At 58.9% G+C, this 17220-nt stretch carries 14 protein-coding genes and 1 pseudogene; 10 read left to right on the forward strand and 5 right to left on the reverse strand.

Features of this window, described 5'->3' with window-relative positions:
• Positions 1 to 49: 49 nt before the first annotated feature.
• Together PMI20_RS15430 and PMI20_RS15435 are read right to left on the reverse strand one after the other, a co-directional pair.
• Positions 50 to 769 carry a fimbria/pilus chaperone family protein gene (locus tag PMI20_RS15430; protein WP_007925614.1) on the reverse strand — a complete coding sequence of 240 codons (720 nt, stop codon included), beginning with the start codon at positions 767 to 769 and terminating at the stop codon, positions 50 to 52.
• Between the two features lie 520 nt (positions 770 to 1289).
• Complete coding sequence (locus PMI20_RS15435) at positions 1290 to 4613, reverse strand: autotransporter domain-containing protein (RefSeq protein WP_349775293.1); 3324 nt, start codon at positions 4611 to 4613, stop codon at positions 1290 to 1292.
• On the opposite strand from PMI20_RS15435, the gene PMI20_RS15440 reads away from it, so the two are divergent.
• The 4 genes and pseudogenes from PMI20_RS15440 (at position 4528) to PMI20_RS15455 (ending at position 7632) form a co-directional block, all read left to right on the forward strand.
• The gene (locus PMI20_RS15440) at positions 4528 to 4839 is read left to right on the forward strand and encodes a hypothetical protein (protein WP_238543428.1); all 312 of its coding nucleotides are present in this window, start codon (positions 4528 to 4530) and stop codon (positions 4837 to 4839) included. The genes PMI20_RS15435 and PMI20_RS15440 overlap by 86 nt on opposite strands.
• A gap of 1016 nt (positions 4840 to 5855) precedes the next feature.
• Positions 5856 to 6251, forward strand: a complete 396-nt coding sequence (locus PMI20_RS15445) for a hypothetical protein (protein ID WP_052034479.1) — start codon at positions 5856 to 5858, stop codon at positions 6249 to 6251.
• 51 nt (positions 6252 to 6302) lie between these two features.
• Positions 6303 to 6917 (forward strand): annotated as a pseudogene (locus PMI20_RS15450) (IS3 family transposase); the annotation flags it as partial.
• Between the two features lie 445 nt (positions 6918 to 7362).
• Positions 7363 to 7632, forward strand: a complete 270-nt coding sequence (locus PMI20_RS15455; RefSeq protein WP_007925621.1) for a hypothetical protein — start codon at positions 7363 to 7365, stop codon at positions 7630 to 7632.
• A 170-nt stretch (positions 7633 to 7802) separates the two neighbouring features.
• Here the strand turns inward: PMI20_RS15455 and PMI20_RS15460 are convergent, their stop codons facing one another.
• The 3 genes from PMI20_RS15460 to PMI20_RS15470 all read right to left on the reverse strand — a co-directional run bounded on the left by PMI20_RS15460 (position 7803) and on the right by PMI20_RS15470 (position 10498).
• Positions 7803 to 8393 carry a hypothetical protein gene (locus tag PMI20_RS15460; protein ID WP_007925623.1) on the reverse strand — a complete coding sequence of 197 codons (591 nt, stop codon included), beginning with the start codon at positions 8391 to 8393 and terminating at the stop codon, positions 7803 to 7805.
• 317 nt (positions 8394 to 8710) lie between these two features.
• On the reverse strand, positions 8711 to 9649 hold the full coding sequence (locus tag PMI20_RS15465; protein WP_007925625.1) for a DMT family transporter: 939 nt from the start codon (positions 9647 to 9649) through the stop codon (positions 8711 to 8713).
• 132 nt (positions 9650 to 9781) lie between these two features.
• The gene (locus tag PMI20_RS15470; protein ID WP_007925626.1) at positions 9782 to 10498 is read right to left on the reverse strand and encodes an AraC family transcriptional regulator; all 717 of its coding nucleotides are present in this window, start codon (positions 10496 to 10498) and stop codon (positions 9782 to 9784) included.
• A 643-nt stretch (positions 10499 to 11141) separates the two neighbouring features.
• Between PMI20_RS15470 and PMI20_RS15475 the strand changes: the two genes are divergently transcribed.
• From PMI20_RS15475 to PMI20_RS15500, 6 genes are all read left to right on the forward strand, one after another.
• Positions 11142 to 11411 (forward strand): hypothetical protein, encoded by a 270-nt coding sequence (locus PMI20_RS15475; RefSeq protein WP_007925627.1) that lies wholly within the window; start codon positions 11142 to 11144, stop codon positions 11409 to 11411.
• 265 nt (positions 11412 to 11676) lie between these two features.
• Positions 11677 to 11841, forward strand: a complete 165-nt coding sequence (locus PMI20_RS15480) for a hypothetical protein (RefSeq protein WP_007925629.1) — start codon at positions 11677 to 11679, stop codon at positions 11839 to 11841.
• Between the two features lie 72 nt (positions 11842 to 11913).
• Positions 11914 to 12381, forward strand: a complete 468-nt coding sequence (locus PMI20_RS15485) for a (2Fe-2S)-binding protein (RefSeq protein ID WP_007925635.1) — start codon at positions 11914 to 11916, stop codon at positions 12379 to 12381.
• Positions 12381 to 14630, forward strand: a complete 2250-nt coding sequence (locus tag PMI20_RS15490) for a xanthine dehydrogenase family protein molybdopterin-binding subunit (protein ID WP_007925637.1) — start codon at positions 12381 to 12383, stop codon at positions 14628 to 14630. Before PMI20_RS15485 ends, PMI20_RS15490 begins: the two co-directional genes overlap by 1 nt.
• Before the next feature lie 16 nt (positions 14631 to 14646).
• Positions 14647 to 15999, forward strand: a complete 1353-nt coding sequence (locus tag PMI20_RS15495) for a c-type cytochrome (RefSeq protein WP_007925639.1) — start codon at positions 14647 to 14649, stop codon at positions 15997 to 15999.
• Between the two features lie 81 nt (positions 16000 to 16080).
• Positions 16081 to 17103 (forward strand): XdhC family protein, encoded by a 1023-nt coding sequence (locus PMI20_RS15500; protein WP_007925644.1) that lies wholly within the window; start codon positions 16081 to 16083, stop codon positions 17101 to 17103.
• The last annotated feature ends 117 nt before the right edge of the window (positions 17104 to 17220 follow it).

Genomic DNA, 17220 nt, shown 5'->3' on the forward strand with positions numbered 1-17220 from the left:
CTAGGTAGAAACAGGCGGGGAGGCAAAAGCTGTTGACTATTGCGCGTGCTCAGTAACTAGTAGTGGCATCGATAGGCGCTTCGTACTTATCGACAGAGAAGCCATAGACCGTGCCAGGGCCGATGGTTACCGAGCTTGAGTGGATAGCTTCAGGTGCCAACGCCATCTTCAATGTCTCACCAGGCAGGACATAGGTGCGTGGCAGCAAGGCCGTCTTGCCCGAAGGCTTGAGTTTCAGCTCTTGAGACAACCGCACGACATAGGCGCTGTTGTTGATCACCACCAGCTTGCCGTTATGGATACCCCATTTCAGCAACTTCCAAGGCTCACGGTTAGGCTCCAGACCCTTGGGGTGAACGATCAAAGGCAGGTTCTGACGCATGCTGACACCGACAGTCGAGCGCCCTTGGCTGTTGAGTTTTGGAGCGATGCCTTCAAAGATTACGCGCTTGAGTCGCTGGGTTGTCACCGGCTCGCCTCCTTGACGCAGGAAACGCACAAGCTGGGTTTCACCGGCCTCAACACGGGTGACGGGTGGAGTCAGCACTACCAGGGGCTCGGTGTCCTCGGGGATATTCTCGATAGTCGAATACAACAGCGCCGGAGTGCCGTCGGTGTTCTTGACGTTGATGCTGGTTTCACCTTCGGCCTCATACAATATCACCACAGAGGTCTCAGGCTGCATACCGGTCGCGCAAATGAACGGTGCGGCTAACGCTGCAGCCGAACCTGCCAACAGGGCACACAAATGTTTTTTGGAGATAGTCATGTCTATACCTCATTGAATTGCCGCCAATCGATGAGTTCAGATGGGGCGCTCATTGAGGTGAATTATGAAAGTCCGGTACTAAGCAAAACATCGGAATAGGATTAAAAGTGAGATGAGTTGCCGATAAATCGTGTCTAGGAGGCGAAAACCTGCGCGGTGGACACCAGGGTGCCGTTGATCAGAGCAAGACCTTTCTTCGGCCCCCCTGCGACAATGGCTCCACCATGATCCTATTAGTGGGCTTCTACCATTATTCATCTACCTTTGATCAATGTATCCGGTGTCCGCGAAGGTGATAATCCGAGCATTCGTCGAGCTGCTCGGCGGCGTGTAAGAAGGTACCGCGAGCGAGCATGTTCCTATGGGGTTGACACCTAGCCCACACGAACATGCCTGCTGGCGAAGAAATGCTTCATTCTTATATTGCAATCGGCTCCCCTATCTTGTTCAGCCCTCTGTGAGGAGCTAACTCCACCAGCGCGAGGTTTTCTTGGGGCGGCGGCGGTGCATCTAGTTACCTCTAGAAAGTCCAGGAGGCAGTAGCAGAAGCGCTCTGGTCGTGAAAGCGCTGGCCTATTTCTCCTGTGTACCCCAAGCCGATGGAAAAGGACGGCGTTAGGTCAAGGCTGGCGTTGAGTGCCAATTGAGCCATGTCTTTTTGCACAGGTAAACCGGAGATACTGACGAAGTCCCCTTGGGACCGCAGTTTCAGTCGGGTCTCCGTGGATGGTTCGCTGAAGGTGTGTTGCAGCCCTGTGCTGCCACTCAGCCGCAAGGTCATGCCTCTGGCCAGTGGATGGGTGGCGTTCACACGCGCACCGAGTCGGGCCGAGGTCACGTCCATGCGGCTTTTCTTGCCGCTGAGGGCGAACAGGTTTTGCTTCTCGGTAAAGGCCTCGGTTTCAAGGTGTGTGTAGTTAAGCCCAACAAAGGGTTCTAGAGTCAAGGTGTTGAAGTTGATGGCCTTGGACAGTTCCGCAAAGACCTGGCGGGTGCTTCCATCGTAACTGCCTTTCAGTCGCGTGGTGCCATTCTTGTGGCCTATATCGCGTTTGCTGTCGATCTCATGCCAGGCGTAGGCCGCGCCTAGGCGCACTGTAACGCTGTCCAACTGTTTACCGGCATAGGCGGCAAGGCTGTAGGTCTCGACATCGGCCGAAGCACTCTGCATGGAGAGCGAGGCAGAGCTGCTTTGATAGCTGGCGGCGATACCGGCTCTCAAGCCGCTATCTTCGTCTTGCTGATCGAGCCCCCAGATTACCCCGTGAGTCGAACGATTGAGTTTGGCAGCATCATCCTGGCGATTTTGCGCGCCACTGGAGTTGAAGGCATATCCCCAGGCGCCCAAAGCACGCGGGTTCTGTTCTGTTTGGTAAAGACGATTAAGCGTGGCGTTGCGCACGTAGCCTGAATCTTGCAACAGCGCATTCTTGAGCGAGGCATGCAGCTCGCCGGTCATGGATTGCATGACGTGCTTGAACTCATCTCTGGAGAGCCCGATCAAGGTATTGGTTTCTTTTTCGGCCCAGGTTAGAGGTACGGTTTCCGGAGCGCCCACGGAGGGGGTAGCGGCCAGCAGTGTTGCTGATGGAACAGGCACTGGCGTTACGGTGGGCGAGGGCGTAATAACGACTGGCAAAGTCGAGGGCGGTATAGTGATAGGGGCCTCGTTCAGCAGCTGGGTGGCCAAGACTTTTTCGTTTGCGGTTTCCACCAGTGCTTGAGGACTGACGTCGTTACGCACCAGGTTCAGGTTTACTTGATTTGTTTCGTAAGTCAGGCTGGGCGTGAGGAAGGCCAAATTGGATGTGACGCTGGCAAATTGGCCGCTGACGCCTTTTTGCGCCTGGATAATAGGCAGGCTGGTGTTGGATTTGTAGTCGCCGGCCTCTGCCTGAACGTCAACCAGACCACCTTGCAGGTCAATATGTCCGGCTACGTCCAGCTTGTCGGCACGTCCAGTCGCATCGACCTCGACCTGGTAAATCGACTCGGGCCTGAAGGTCAGGTTTTGGGTGATGCGTAAGGTACCGATCGAATTGCCGGGGGCGATGATCCCGCCTTTGTTGACGGTGACTGAGCCGACTTCGCCGATGCCCTGCAACTGGCCGCCGGACTCTACGTAAACCAATGCGTGGTTCAGTGTGCCATTGATCTTCAGTGCACCTTTGTTGATGTAGGTGTGCCCAGTAGAACTGTTGTTGCCGTTGAGTTCGAGCATACCCGAGCCGTCTTTTATTAGACTGCCGCCGCCGCTGATATTGCTGCCAAATGCGATGTTGTCACTACGATTGAAGGTTAGCGTGCCATTGTTGTTGATATTGCCCGTCACCGAGCCTTGCGTTCCGCCGTTACCCACTTGCACGGCGCCCTGGTTCACGTCGATGCCGCCATTGGAGACCGTGTTGCCTGTAAGGATCAGCAGGCCAGCGCCATCTTTCACCAGCTTGCCATCGCCGCTGATATCGCCGCCAAAGGCTGTGTCGTCACTGCGATTGAAGACCAGCGTGGCGTCGTTGTTGATATTGCCCGTCACCGCGCCTTGCGTTCCACCGTTACCCACCTGCAAGGTGCCTTGGTTCAGGTCAATGCCGCCACTGAAGGTGTTGTTGCCTGTGAGGATTAGCGTACCGCTACCATTTTTGATCAAGCTACCAGGGCCACCAATATCTTCCTTCCAGGTATCAGTTTGAGAAAAGCCGGCCAGATCCATATCTGAAGCTGGGTTCTGGTTGACTGTGAAATCTTCATAGAAATAGGTGGGGCCGCTAAAAGCGCGGGGCAGGTTGATCAGGCCCCAGTTGGCGTCTGGGTTGTTGGCGTCGAAGGTCCAGCCCGCCAGCGAGTTGCTGGGGTAAGCTGTGCTAGCCAGAATCTGCTGCCATTCGGGTGACTTCAAATAGGGAAAGCGAAAACGCAACAAGGCACTTGACTGTTGCGGAATATGTTCAGGGGTGAGCGCTACGACAGGGCGTTTGAGCAGTTGGTTGTAATAGCCGATGCTGTAGTTTTCGTTGGCTTGAGTATCGGTCAAGGGCGAGTCTTGAGCCTCAAGGCAGCCACGCAAAGGGCCCGAGCAAAGCTTCGACTCTTCTACCTGCGTTCGAACATCCTTGCTCAGTTCAAAAAAGGTAGTTGCCAACGTGTCGTCTGACAGTATTTTCGACAGGTAGTAGTAGTTGCCAATGCGGGAGGCAATAGTGTCGGTTGGAAAGTGTGCTTCCAACACGACACGACTCTCGCCGTATTGCAATGCGCGGGAAATTATTTCGCTGCCACGCTCTGGAAATACCAGGCTCATGGGCAGCGCCGTTGTATAACCTTCCCAAGTGTGGCCGCTTGGGAAGGATGAGCCTTTTATGGATAGGTAATCTTTTATATATTGTGAGTTTTCCAGAACCTCATAGGGTCTTCCACGAAGAAACTGTTCCTTTAATATGAAGTCTGCGGTTCGTTTCCTTTGTTTGTTAGGGTCATATGATCTGGCTGCCAGTTCGTATAGATCTACCAAGCTGTCGTAAGACGATAGATCTGAAAGAACTAGCGGCATGGTGGGTGTTTTTGCGGGGGTGAGCGAACCTAGTGCTGACTGCGTCATTATCGATAGTTGATAAGCGGTCTCTTGCGATCTATCGCTCCTAGCGAGCTTGTATCTAGCTCCACTGTCTTGTACGTAGGCGATGGAACCTATCCGATCAAGCTCGGATGATTCTGAGCCTGGTTGTGGATAGCCGGTAAGGACGTTATTTTGGAGCTCCTTGAACCAGGTATTTCTTTTGGAGTCGATCAGTGCTTCAGCGATGTCGGTTTCAACTCCAGCTAATACACATGAAGGTGAAAGCATCCAGAGAAAAAGTGCATATTTCAAAGCTGCGTATTGGCCCGATGGGCTAGTATTCAAGGATATGTTTGTTGATCGCATGAGTCCTCCTGTGGCGTATGGCTTATTGGGAAGGGATCGTTATGCGGGGTTTTCTTTTCCGTTTTATTGCAATGCTGTCAACAAGCCAAAAGAAAATATTTCGGTAAAAACCAAGAGGCTTTATATTTCGCATCTTAATTTGATTTAGGATTTTTCCTATTGATTTTTGTTTTTGGTTTTGTAAGGTCGCTGTTGGTGGTGTGGTGATTTGTTGTGTTAGATGTTTGCTGTAACAGCGAAATTTCAGGATTTGTTGTCAGAGGTTCCGTATGCCTCCCTATAATGTGGGACCAGTGTCAGCCTAGGCCAGCCCCATTTCATAGGTGTCGGTCTTTACCACTTCCTTCGCGTCGCTAAGTAGCTCAGGCCATAGCTTAGGCGGACTGCGATCAGTTCGGCCGTCGTGTGATGTGCGAGAGTCGAGGCTGGCAGTCATGTGCTTGTCGAAGGTTCTCAAGATCATGCGTAATTTGCATCGTGTTGACGGCGACAGAAATTTCGGATCATTCCTAGAGATTTTTTTTACCTCAATCGTCAGTATTCAAAGCTGGATCGATCATATTGTTTGAGGGCTATCTCTATGCAGCATTGACGTACCATGCAAGGGAGAATGAAGCTTCTCTATCTTTAGAAAAGATTTTCGGTGTTGGATGTACCTGCATGTGGCTGGTAGCGCCCTCGATTCGGCAGAGGCAGCGTTGATTAATAGTGAGCGGCATTGGAAGATTCGGCGATTATTCCAGCTTGGCGCCAGCGAACCCTAAGCCCCGATACTTTCCACCTGCCGTCGGCGCGCTCGATCTAGCCACTGGAGAACCGCAGGTCATTGGTCAACCGGGTGGATAACCAGCCATTGATCGAAACACGTATAAACAGACTATCGCTAACTAACGAACACGAGCGGTAAGCTGTTTTCGATCCTCCCCGGATGAGCGCGACGGTGGAGATAAAGTCCAGCTCCAAACGTATTGGGCTATCTGATCAAGCCTTTTAACAAGGCAATGGAGGCATCAAGGATGCGCTGACTTCTGAGAGAACTATTCGCCAAGCAAATAACTAATCAATTCTCTTGTGACTCGTATGCTTTGTTCGATTTAGAAATAAAACTGTTTGCCTAACGCCGGAAGCAGCGAGGCATGGCAGCTTTGCTCATGGAATATGATCATGCCTACAAAGGCCTTGCGAATTATGATTTTCGACAAATGTCATTCTCAACGACTGGAAGTCGAAAGGTTACTGAACGAACAGGGTTACTATCGTATAGCGCCGGTGGCAGCCTTTGCCGATTTTCTTCATTTAGTGGAGTACTCACTCGTGGCTTTTGATCTTGTCGTCATGCATGGCGGCTCGATCGATGGGATGATAGATGGTTTCAATCTTGATGGCTTCTGTCGTAATAGCCCCAACCTTCGCCATACCTTGATCTACGATGACCAAACTTTTGATGTAACAGAAATAGATTGGACGTCTTCACGGATCATCAGGAAGGTCCCCAGTCCTCCGAGTCGTATAGCGATAAGTAGTCTCATGGAGCTGATCGACCCACACAGAAAACGGTGAGTGTCGTGAGTGGACTGCCCCCGTCACCGTAGACATCTCCAGCCTAGCGCACGGAGGGTGTTTGCTGACTTGCGCGAGGCTGGAGAAAGTTGCGGCAAGCACCGTGTCGCAGCATTGATGCGCACCAATAAAATCAAGGCGCTCAGAGGATATAAAGCCCCGCGCGCAATCAAAGGGAGGCCATCGATCATTGCCCCCAATCGACTCAACCGGGCCTTCACTGTCGATGCCCCTAATAAGGCTTGGGTGACCGATATCACTTACATCCGAACGTGGCAGGGATGGTTATATCTGGCCGTCGTACTGGATTTCTACGCTCGCAAGGTGGTCGGCTGGTCAATGAAGCCAGCGCTAGGCAAGGAGCTGGCGCTGGACGTGCTGCTGGCGGTATGGCGCCGTAAACCCAAAACCAGAGTCATCGTGCATTCGGATCAGGGTAGCGATGACTGGAAACGTTTTTGTCTGGCCAACCACCTCGAGCCGAGTATGAGCCGCCGAGGAAACTGCTGGGACAATGCCGTGGCGGAGTCTTTTTTCAGTAGCCTGAAAAAAGAACGTATCCGCAAGAGGATCTACAAAACCCGTGACATGGTCCGTACCGACGTAGAGGCTGGAAAATGTCTATGGGGGCGGGGGCAGTCCATCAGTCGCTTAGGCAGCTCATGAACATCTATGACATGACCTGTCGTTTAACATAATATACATTATGCGAATCATCGTATGCAGAGCCGAGGCTAGGGTTGACCAAATTTTCAGCCTGGCAAAGCCTCCATTCTCGTAATCATGCACGGTGTGGCGTCGGTTACCGCTGCACACTTGAATGCCGTCCTCAGAAACAACGCCGTTGGCATCCCTCCGCCTCAAACCATGACGACAGCAATTGGCGCCATACCGATAGAAATCGCGAACTCTTGGACAGCTCTCTCCACAGAAAAAATCCAGCCTTTTGCCAGCTTGTCAATAGTGTTGTTGAGCGACTGTCCGGGAGGCAGTGCGATGATAGGCTTTCATGGCGCCACACTACGCGAGTGCCCGATCTGTTCAGATATTGGATAAAGGCAGGTCAGGTCGATGTATAAGCCGCATGTCAGATTACTGAAAGGATTCGAACATGAAAAAGTCCATAACTGCTCTGGCCGTATCCACGACGCTCGCTCTCACCGCAACTGTCGCGAACGCTTCCGTGCATCCGACCACCATCAAGTCTCCCCAGACCGTCAATCAGGTGACAGCTTCTATTGACACTCCTTTCGGAACCCATCAAAAAGCTGGCGAAATCCAGATGGCCAGCCTGGCCAGAAGTTGCTCCGATGAACGATATTCCTGGTGGGAATACAGCGGTTGGGAAATCGTCGGCTGTCTCATAAGCGGCCAATGGTAATTATTGACGGGCCTGGTGCGTGACTTGCGTGATAAGCGCGCACCAGAGCCTAAAGATCGAGCCGGAGAATGCCAACTCAAGAAGCTGCTGGCCGAGGCCCACCTGCACATCGAGGCACTGAAAGTGGGCTTTGGGTAACCGCGGGCCAAGTGCCAGGATGGCCAAGTAGCCTACCGACAGAGCTCTCTGTATTGATTCACGTTGGAAACTGCAGAGTTTAGTGCTGTTGCTTTGTATTGATAGTAGCGGATTGTATCTGCCTGAGCGGGTCCAACATTACCGAAATACTCTTCCCAAGCGTTACTCTTAGTTAGCAAGTCAGAGAGCATGGTACTTAGGTCGCTTGCCGTCCAAACTGCCTTGTAGCCTTTAATCTCGCCAGGGGCTGGATGGATATGCTTGACATACTTATCCACCGAGTACCCATACTCGTCGCCCTTTTTATGCTCGTAAGCCATAAAGACCGTATACACTGTCCCGACTGACTGCTTGTACCAAGGGATAACGACAAAGTGATGAACCGCTGATCCCGTAATAAGAAAGTGCCAAACAGCTGTCTGCGAGTGATCACCACGAAATAAAAGTGCTTGTTCGATTTGGTACTTCATGCTCGCATTGTTTTCGATGACATCATTTCCAACATCATCTTGCACCTTCCCGTAAACAGCGCAGCTCATTTGAGCTGGCACACCAGGACAATTCTTCAATTCCATGAGTGTTGTGTTGTTGTTTATAGCCCTGATCAGATCTTCCCCTGTCATGTCTCTTGGCTCCTGCCCAGATATTTAACACGTATTTGGAAATAATTAAGCTCACTGTCCTTGGTGAGGATAGCTTCGATCCACCCTTTATCAAATTCATCCAGTGGGTGAACAAAGATGTCAATGGTGATCGGTGCCATGCCACTTTTCTAAAACTAAACGCTCTTAAGAGCCACAATAAAAATGATGAACTATCGTCGACGGCGTGTCGGGTCAACGAACAGGCAATTGCCGCGGCCCACACTGGGTTGCCCCACAGGTTGGCCAAAAGCAGCCATGCCCTCCTCCCCTTCACCAGCAGCGCGGATTTGTGGGGGTCATGAAGAGGTTTCCCGGGGCGAGGAATGGCTGGCCGGCCGCGCGGCCGGTGTCCGGGACAGCAAGACAATGCCTACGGCGATCATCACGCCACCCAGCATTTCGTGGGTGGAAAGCATGTCGCCGCTGATGGCGAAGGTGATCAGCGCGGCAAAGAAAGGGCACAGAAACAGGAAGCCGCTGGTGCGCACGGCGCCGCCCGTATGCAGGGCCGCGAACCACAATCCCATGGCCCCCATCGAAGCGGGAATGGCCAGCCACAGGAACGCAACCATCGTTTGGGCCGGCAAGCTGAAGGACTCGCCACGCCAGGCGGCCAGCAACGCGAGCGCGACCGCCCCAATGAGCATCTGCCAGAACGCCAGCGTCCAGGTATCGACGGCCAAGCGAAAGCGCTTGCTGGCCAGCGTGGCGAGAGCCCAGCAGGTCGAGCCCGCCATGACCAGCGCTTCCGCGGGGCCGATCGCGCCGCTCATCACCGACTGCACACCGATGCAGACCACCACTCCGGCGAAGGCCAGCAGCAGGCCCAGCCAGGCCAGGGGGCGTACCCGCTCCTTGAGCAGGATGCCGGCCAGCAGCGCCACCACCAGCGGATTGCTGGCCATCAGGATTGCCGCCTTGGATGCGCTGGTCTGCGTCAGGCCCATGGTCAGGAACGCCATGACACCGGTCGTCTGCAACAGGCCGATGATGGTCAGTCGCAGCCAGGGCATGGCCTTGACCGGAACCGCTGTGCCGGCAGCGACCCGGGCACGGTGGCGCAGCCACAACCAGGGCAGCAGCGAGAGAGCCGCCACGAAAAACCGCAGCGCCGCCAGCCACAGCGGCGGCAATTCACTCAGGACAATCTTGCTGGCGACGAAGGACGAGCCTTGCAGAAAGGTGGAGCTGAGGATCAGCAGGAGAAAGCGCCGTTGTGCTGCATGCGAGTCCATGGAGGCCCTATCAATCGTGGCGGCGGACAGTAGGCCGCCGAATCACTTGATAGTGTGTTGCCCCGCCTCTCGTCACGCTTCGCGCAGAAAGACAACCTCTGCGTCAAACAGGACAAGCGCACGCCCGGTCAACTACGCAAAGTAGCGGCTGGGCGATGCTCCAAGCAGCCGCTTGAACATGGCCGAGAACGCGCCCGGCGTGTCGTAGCCCATGTCCAGCGCCACAGTCGTCACGGGCTCGCCCGCGGCCAAGCGCGGCAACGCCGCCATCACGCGGGCCTGCTGTCGCCACACTTGAAACGGCACCCCGAGTTCGGCAGTGAACAGCCGCGACAGTGTGCGCGCTGTCGCGCCATGCTGGCCGGCCCAGTCGTTCAGCGTGCGATTATCCTGTGGGTTGGCCAGGATCGCTTCGCAGGTGGCCACCAAGCGCTTGTCGCGGCCCGTGGGCAAATGCAGCCCTTGTTCCGGCGACCAGGCAATCTCTTCGAGGATCAGGCTCAGGATGCGGCCATCCCGGCTGTCCTCTGGATAATCAAGGGCAATCGTCGCCGCACGCAGGATGAGTTCGCGCAGCAGGTTCGAAACCCGTACCGCGCCGGGGTGCAGGGGTGCATCAGTGGGATAGCGATCCTGGCGAACATAGGCTGTGCGCAATGCCACCGGGCTGCCTCGGGTCTGCATGGCATGGGAGATTCCCGCGGGCATCCACAAGGCGCGTTGCGGCGGCACCAGCCACAGGCCCGTGCCCGTCCGGATCTCCATGACGCCGGAAACCGCGTAGATGAGCTGCCCGCAGGAATGGGCATGCGGCGCCACGGCATATGCGGCCGGGTAGTCCTTCGCCATGACCACGATGGGACGGTCTACATTTTCATAGTCGCGCCTATCTACACTTCTAGCCAAAACAGAAACTCGCAGGTTGCAATCGTTCAAGGCTACAGGCTAACCCCTTAAAGCGTCTTCATTCGGCTTGCTTCTCAGCCAAACAGTCGCGTTCGGTGAACCGATATCTCGATAACGGCACTGTGCCCTTCGATAAACCTCAATATTGATAGCAGGTTCAAGGGCTCTGGCCGCTCGTAGCCAATAGCCAACGCCTTACATCTCACACAGCCAAATGCGGACATACTTTTCACTGCCGCCTGATAGCTTAAGGCCATCCAGCGGCATGCCCTATAAGCACAGCTGCTGCAGGCAAGACACGGAGGTCTGGCAGTCATCATTCATCGAAGGCTGTTTCCATCAGGCACAAGGATCTGAAGCCGGTGACCACCTCATCCTCCATGACCAGCGGTTCGCGCCCGCCACTTGATGGCTTGCAGTGCGCGACTTGTGCAGTACGTGCCGGTGTTCTCCCCAATACCCTGTTTCACGATGAGCAGGCGTTTGGGAAACCCACTCGGCACAATGGATCCCGGAAACCATTCAATAAACGGGGCGGACTCCGAAAAGCCAGACGAGTAGGAACTTATATATGGAGATATATCGTATGTCGGCTCAAGAGAACTTTGTTGGCGGATGGACTCCTTACCACGAACTGACTCCAAAGGATCGGGAAGTATTCAAAGAGGCCCTGGCCGGGTTCGTGGGTGTGCACTACACCCCTGAAAAAGTTTCGACCCAAGTCGTCAACGGCACGAACTATCGTTATCTGTCGAAAGCAACGGTGCCTGGCTCGTCGGACAGCTGGCAGGCCGTAGTGGAAATCTACGCGCCTATTAAAGGCAAGCCGCACATCACCCAGATCCACCGGATCTAAGCGGGGATCAAATCCGTCGGGTCGCGCACAGGTTGCGCGGCCCGACGGTTCATCGCGACGCTCTCCTTCCAAGCCCTCCCCCCAAGCCGTAGCCAGCCCATAAACCCCGCCTTGTCTGTCACTCGTTGCAGTTGCTAGACGCCTCCCATCCCCGCGTTATTGCGCATTCCTCTGGAATACTTGCCTGATCCTCTGAGCTTGCCGGGTATCGGATAGGAAACCCTTGGCCCCTGGGCTAGAGTCCGATCACTAGGAGCCAGCTGCCATGACCCAAGCCCGCGCCGGCCAGGCATCGCCCCTGGCACACACCCTCGACACCTCCTCGCATTTTCTCTCGCTGGACCTTCCGGCCCACTCCGACGTGCTCGCGGCCAGCCCGGCGCACGGGGCAGCGGATTGGCGTATCCGCCCCTTTACCCGCGTTTCTTGAGCAAGGACGCGCCTCGTGGCGCCTCCTGAAGAAAAAACAACGACACACCAACCGATGATCAGCAGGTGAGCCATGGAACTACGAATCAACCAGAAGACCTATCAGGTCGATGCCGACGCCGACACGCCGTTGCTGTGGGTGATCCGCGATGACCTGGGCCTGACCGGCACCAAATACGGCTGCGGCCTGGCCCAGTGCGGCGCTTGTTCGGTGCTGGTGGACGGCAATGTGGTGCGCGCCTGCGTCACCCCGGTGGCGGGTGTGGTCGGCCGCGAGGTCACCACCATCGAGGCGATCGAGGCGGACGCAGTCGGCAAGCGCGTGGTCGCCGCCTGGGTCGAGCACCAAGTGGCCCAGTGCGGCTACTGCCAGTCCGGGCAGGTCATGGCGGCCACCGCGCTGCTCAAGCACAGCCCCGCGCCCAGCGATGAGCAGATCGAGGCGGCGATGGTCAACCTGTGCCGCTGCGGCACCTACAACGCCATCCATGCCGCCGTGCATGACCTGGCCGCCCAGCCTGCCAAGAAGGAAAGCGCCTGATGAACAAGCCCATCGATTTCGCTGAAGACCTCCTGGACCTGCCGCTGGACGAACCGGTCAACCTGTCCCGCCGGCGCTTTCTGACCGGCACCGCCGTGGGCGCGCTGGTGCTCGGTTTCGGCCTGCCGCTGGGTTCGGCCAGGGTCCTGGCCGCCACGGCAAGCACCGCGGAACGCGGGACCCAGGTGCCGGCGTTCCTGGAGATTCGCCCGGATGGCAGCGTGCGCCTGCTCAGCCCCTTCATGGAAGGCGGACAAGGCACCCACACCGCCATGGCGCAGATCGTCGGTGAAGAGCTGGACGCCGACCCCGCCACCTTCGTGGTCGAGGCCGCGCCGCCCGGCGAAGCCTACGTGGTCATGGAGAACGGCATGCGCATCACCGGCGGCAGCATGTCGGTGCGCATGAGCTACCCGACCATGCGCCGCCTGGGCGCCCTGGCGCGGGCCATGCTGCTGCAGGCCGGCGCCGAGCAACTGGGCGTACCGCTGGCCGAGCTGTCCACCGAGCCTGGCCGGGTGCTGCATGCCGCTTCCGGTCGTTCGCTGGGCTACGGTGAATTGGCCGGTCGCGCCCTGGACATGCCGGTGCCCGATCCGGCCAGCATCACCCTGCGCGACCCGAGCCAGTTCCGCTGGATCGGCAAGCCGGTGCGGCGCGTCGATGCCTATGAGAAATCCACCGGCAAGGCGCTGTACAGCATTGACCTGAAGGTCGACGGCATGCTCCACGCCGCCGTGCAGCACGCGCCGCGCCTGGGCATGAGCGTGGGCAGCCTGCGCAACGAGGCCCAGGTCAAGGCCATGAAAGGCGTGCACTCCGTTCACCAGTTGCCCGGCGCGGTGGCGGTGGTCGCCGAACGCTGGTGGCACGCCAAGCGCGCGGTGGAAGCCATCCAGGTCGACTGGCAGGAAGCGTCCGCCGACTCGAAGGTGCGGCCAATGCCCGCTGATTTTTCCAGCGATGCGTTCCGCGACTTTCTCGCCGCCCAGCAAGGCCCGGCCCGCGACGACGAAAACGAAGGCGACGTGGCCGCCGCCCTGGCCAGTGCCAAGACCCGGGTCGAGGCCACCTACCACAACCAGTACCTCAACCACGCCCAGCTGGAGCCCCCTTCGGCCCTGGCGCGCTTCAATCCCGACGGTTCGCTGGAGGTCTGGCTGCCCAACCAGGCGCCGGACATGTTCCGCGCCGACATCGCCAAGCGCACCGGTCTCGATCCCTCGCGGATCACCCTGCACTCGCCGTTGCTGGGCGGTTTTTTCGGCCGGCATTTCCTCTATGACTCGGCCTGTCCCTACCCACAGGCCATCGCCCTGGCCAAGGCCGTCGGCCGCCCGGTCAAGCTGATCTGGAGCCGCGAGGAAGAGTTCCTGCGTGACGTGCTGCGTCCGGTCGCCGTGGTCAAGTTCCAGGCCGCGCTGGATGCCCAAGGGCTGCCGGTGGCGATCGAAGCGGTGAGCGCCACCGAAGGCCCCACCGAGGCCATCGCCGGCAAACAGGGCGAGAAACTCGACCCTTCGGCCCTTGAAGGTCTGTCGGGCAAGCCCTACGCCATTGCCAACAAGCGCATCGCGCAGATCTACGTCAAGGGGCCGGCCATGCTCGGCTACTGGCGCTCGGTGGGCAATTCGCTCAACGACTTCTTCTACGAGGCCTTCCTCGACGAACTGGCGGACAAAGGCGGCCGCGACCCGTACGAGCTACGCCAGCACCTGCTGCGCGACAACCCGCGCCTGACCACCTTGCTGCAGGCGGTGGGCGAACTGTCCGGCGGCTGGAAGCGCGGCCCGTTCACCGCCGAGGACGGCACTCGCCGCGCCCGCGGCGTGGCCATGGCCTCGCCGTTCGGCTCGCACACGGCGGCGATCGCCGAAGTGTCGATCGAAAATGGCCAGGTCAAGGTCCACGACATCTGGCAGGCCATCGACCCGGGCAGCATCGTCAACCCGGCGATCGTCGAGGCCCAGGTCAATGGTGCCGTGGCCCTGGGGTTGTCCCAGACGTTGGTGGAAGAAGCGGTCTACGTGGACGGCAAGCCCCGGGCGCGCAACTACGACCTGTACCCGATCCTGCCGCCGTCACGCATGGCGCGGGTGCATGTACGGATTGTCGAGAGTGGCGAAAAGATGGGCGGCGTCGGCGAGCCACCGCTGCCCGCGGTGGCGCCGGCGGTGGCCAACGCGGTGGCGCGGCTGACCGGCCAGCGCATCCGTAGCCTGCCATTGAGCCGATACACCTTCAGCTGACCGACAAGGACTGCCCATGAATAACCGCCGATTCGCAAGAACCGCAGGCTGGCTGGCCTTGCCGTGCCTGGTCGCGGCAGGCCTGCTGGCCTGGTATGTCACCCGCGAGCCCGCCTCGCCCTTCGAGCAGGAACAGGCCGCGGCGACCCGCTTCGACCCCGCCTTGGTGAGCCGCGGCGAGTACGTCGCCCGGGTCAGCGATTGCGTGGCCTGCCACAGCCTGCCGGGCAAGGCGCCCTTCGCCGGCGGCCTGGAAATGGCCACGCCGCTGGGCGCCATCCACGCCACCAACGTCACCCCCGACCGGGACACCGGCATCGGCGCCTACAGCCTGGCCGACTTCGACCGCGCCGTGCGCCATGGCGTCGCCCCGGGCGGTCGGCGGCTCTACCCGGCGATGCCCTACCCGTCCTACGTCAAGCTCAGCGACGATGACATGCGCGCGCTGTACGCGTTCTTCATGAAAGGCGTGCAACCGGTCAGCCAGCCCAACGTCCCCAGCGCTATCCCCTGGCCGCTGAACATGCGCTGGCCCATCGCGCTGTGGAACGGCCTGTTCGCCCCGAGCACGCCCTACGCGGCCAAGCCTGCGCAGGATGCGTTGTGGAACCGCGGCGCCTACATCGTCCAGGGGCCGGGCCACTGCGGCAGCTGCCACACCCCGCGCGGCCTGGCGTTCAACGAGCAGGCCCTGGACGAGTCCGGCGCGCCGTTCCTCGCCGGCGCCCTGCTCGACGGCTGGTACGCGCCGAGCCTGCGCCAGGACTCCAACACCGGCCTGGGCCGCTGGAGCGAGCCGCAGATCGTGCAGTTCCTCAAGACCGGGCGTAACCAGCACGCGGTGGTCTACGGCTCGATGACCGAGGCGTTCAACAACTCCACCCAGTTCATGGCCGACGAGGACCTGGCCGCGATCGCCCGCTACCTCAAGTCGCTGCCCGGCGATCCGCAGCGCGACGGCGCGCCCTGGCAGTACCAGGCCGTGTCCGCCGCCACCCGCCTGGACAGCCCCGGAGCCCATACCTACGTGACCCGCTGCGCCTCCTGCCATGGCCTGGACGGCCAGGGCCAGGCCGAGTGGATGCCGCCTTTGGCGGGCGCCACTTCGGCACTGGCCAAGGAAAACGCGTCGGCGATCAACATCACCCTAAACGGCTCGCAGCGCGTGGTCGCCGCCGGCGTGCCGGATGCCTACCGCATGCCGGCCTTTCGCGAGCAATTGTCGGACCGGGAAATCGCCGAGGTCCTGAGCTTCGTGCGCGGCACCTGGGGCAATTCGGGCGGCGCGGTCGACGCGCAAGCGGTCGGCAAGCTGCGCGGGCATACCGATCCGGCCAGCAGCAGCCCGATCATCCTGCACATGCGCTGAAAAAAGGAGCGAGGTGCTGGCGATCCCCTTGGCCAGGAGCGGATCCGCCAGCCGCCCCTCCCCTGAACAACCGAGGTCCCCATGGAAAGCATCGATCTACTGGTCCTGAGCACCGCCCATGACTGGCTCCAGGCCGGTCACCGCGTGCTGCTCGCCACCGTGGCCCGTACCTGGGGCTCCTCGCCTCGCCCCGTGGGCTCGATGATGGCCCTGCGCGGCGATGGTCGGGTGGTCGGCAGCGTGTCGGGTGGTTGCATCGAGGACGACCTGATCCACCGCTACACCAACGCCTATGGCGGCAATGGCCTCCCGGACGGGCCGCCGCAGGTGGTGCGCTACGGCATCAGCGCCGACGAAGCGCACCGCTTCGGCCTGCCCTGTGGCGGCACGCTGGAGCTGATCCTCGAATTAACCCCCTCGAGGGATGCCCTCGAACGGCTGCTGACCCGACTCAACGCCGGCAAGCTGGTGCGCCGCAGCCTGGACCTGGGCAGCGGCCAGGTATCCCTGACCATCAGCGCTACCCCAGAGCAGTTCATCTTCGATGGCCGGCAGATGGTCAACACCCTGGGCCCCGGCTACCGCCTGCTGTTGATCGGGGCCGGCGCGCTGGCCGAATACCTGGCGACCATGGCGCTGTTCAACGGCTTCCAGGTCGTGGTCTGCGACCCCCGCCCCGAATACATCGGCGGCTGGAGCGTGGCGGGCGTGGAGCAGTTGGTCGGCATGCCGGACGACATCGTCCGCGAATTCGCCCCGGACCTGCGCACTTGCATCGTCGCCGTCAGCCACGACCCCAAGCTCGACGACCTGGCCCTGCTCGAGGCCCTGCACAGTCCGGCCTTCTACATCGGCGCCATCGGTTCGCGGCGCAACAGCCAGCTGCGCCGCGAGCGCCTGATCGAACACTTCGGTGAAACCGAAGCCTCGCTCCAGCGCCTGCACGGCCCCATCGGCATCTACATCGGCAGCAAGACCCCCGCCGAGATCGCCGTGAGCGTCATGGCCGAGATCCTTGCCGCCAAGAACAGCGTCGCCCTGCCCCACGCCGTCGACATTTCGAATGCCAAGCAAGCCCGCGAGCAAGAGGTGTCCGTGGCCTGATGACTCTGTCGGCCAAGACACACGTCTTGGTTGATTCACTGGTGAGCCATTCCCGCGAACCGCAATGGGCCAAACGCTTCGATACCAGAGCCTACAAAGACAGAGAGACGGCAGGCC

The organism is Pseudomonas sp. GM17, assembly GCF_000282175.2.
GTDB classification, from domain to species: Bacteria; Pseudomonadota; Gammaproteobacteria; order Pseudomonadales; family Pseudomonadaceae; genus Aquipseudomonas; species Aquipseudomonas chlororaphis.

Excerpts from the sequence above, each read along its gene's own strand:
- PMI20_RS15455 (WP_007925621.1), top strand. The coding sequence starts at position 7,363 with ATGAAAAAGTCCATAACTGCTCTGGCCGTATCCACGACGCTCGCTCTC.
- PMI20_RS15470 (WP_007925626.1), bottom strand. The coding sequence starts at position 10,498 with ATGGCGAAGGACTACCCGGCCGCATATGCCGTGGCGCCGCATGCCCAT.
- PMI20_RS15435 (WP_349775293.1), bottom strand. The coding sequence starts at position 4,613 with ATGCTTTCACCTTCATGTGTATTAGCTGGAGTTGAAACCGACATCGCT.
- PMI20_RS15495 (WP_007925639.1), top strand. The coding sequence starts at position 14,647 with ATGAATAACCGCCGATTCGCAAGAACCGCAGGCTGGCTGGCCTTGCCG.
- PMI20_RS15500 (WP_007925644.1), top strand. The coding sequence starts at position 16,081 with ATGGAAAGCATCGATCTACTGGTCCTGAGCACCGCCCATGACTGGCTC.
- PMI20_RS15490 (WP_007925637.1), top strand. The coding sequence starts at position 12,381 with ATGAACAAGCCCATCGATTTCGCTGAAGACCTCCTGGACCTGCCGCTG.
- PMI20_RS15445 (WP_052034479.1), top strand. The coding sequence starts at position 5,856 with ATGCCTACAAAGGCCTTGCGAATTATGATTTTCGACAAATGTCATTCT.
- PMI20_RS15485 (WP_007925635.1), top strand. The coding sequence starts at position 11,914 with ATGGAACTACGAATCAACCAGAAGACCTATCAGGTCGATGCCGACGCC.
- PMI20_RS15480 (WP_007925629.1), top strand. The coding sequence starts at position 11,677 with ATGACCCAAGCCCGCGCCGGCCAGGCATCGCCCCTGGCACACACCCTC.
- PMI20_RS15460 (WP_007925623.1), bottom strand. The coding sequence starts at position 8,393 with ATGACAGGGGAAGATCTGATCAGGGCTATAAACAACAACACAACACTC.
- PMI20_RS15465 (WP_007925625.1), bottom strand. The coding sequence starts at position 9,649 with ATGGACTCGCATGCAGCACAACGGCGCTTTCTCCTGCTGATCCTCAGC.
- PMI20_RS15430 (WP_007925614.1), bottom strand. The coding sequence starts at position 769 with ATGACTATCTCCAAAAAACATTTGTGTGCCCTGTTGGCAGGTTCGGCT.
- PMI20_RS15475 (WP_007925627.1), top strand. The coding sequence starts at position 11,142 with ATGTCGGCTCAAGAGAACTTTGTTGGCGGATGGACTCCTTACCACGAA.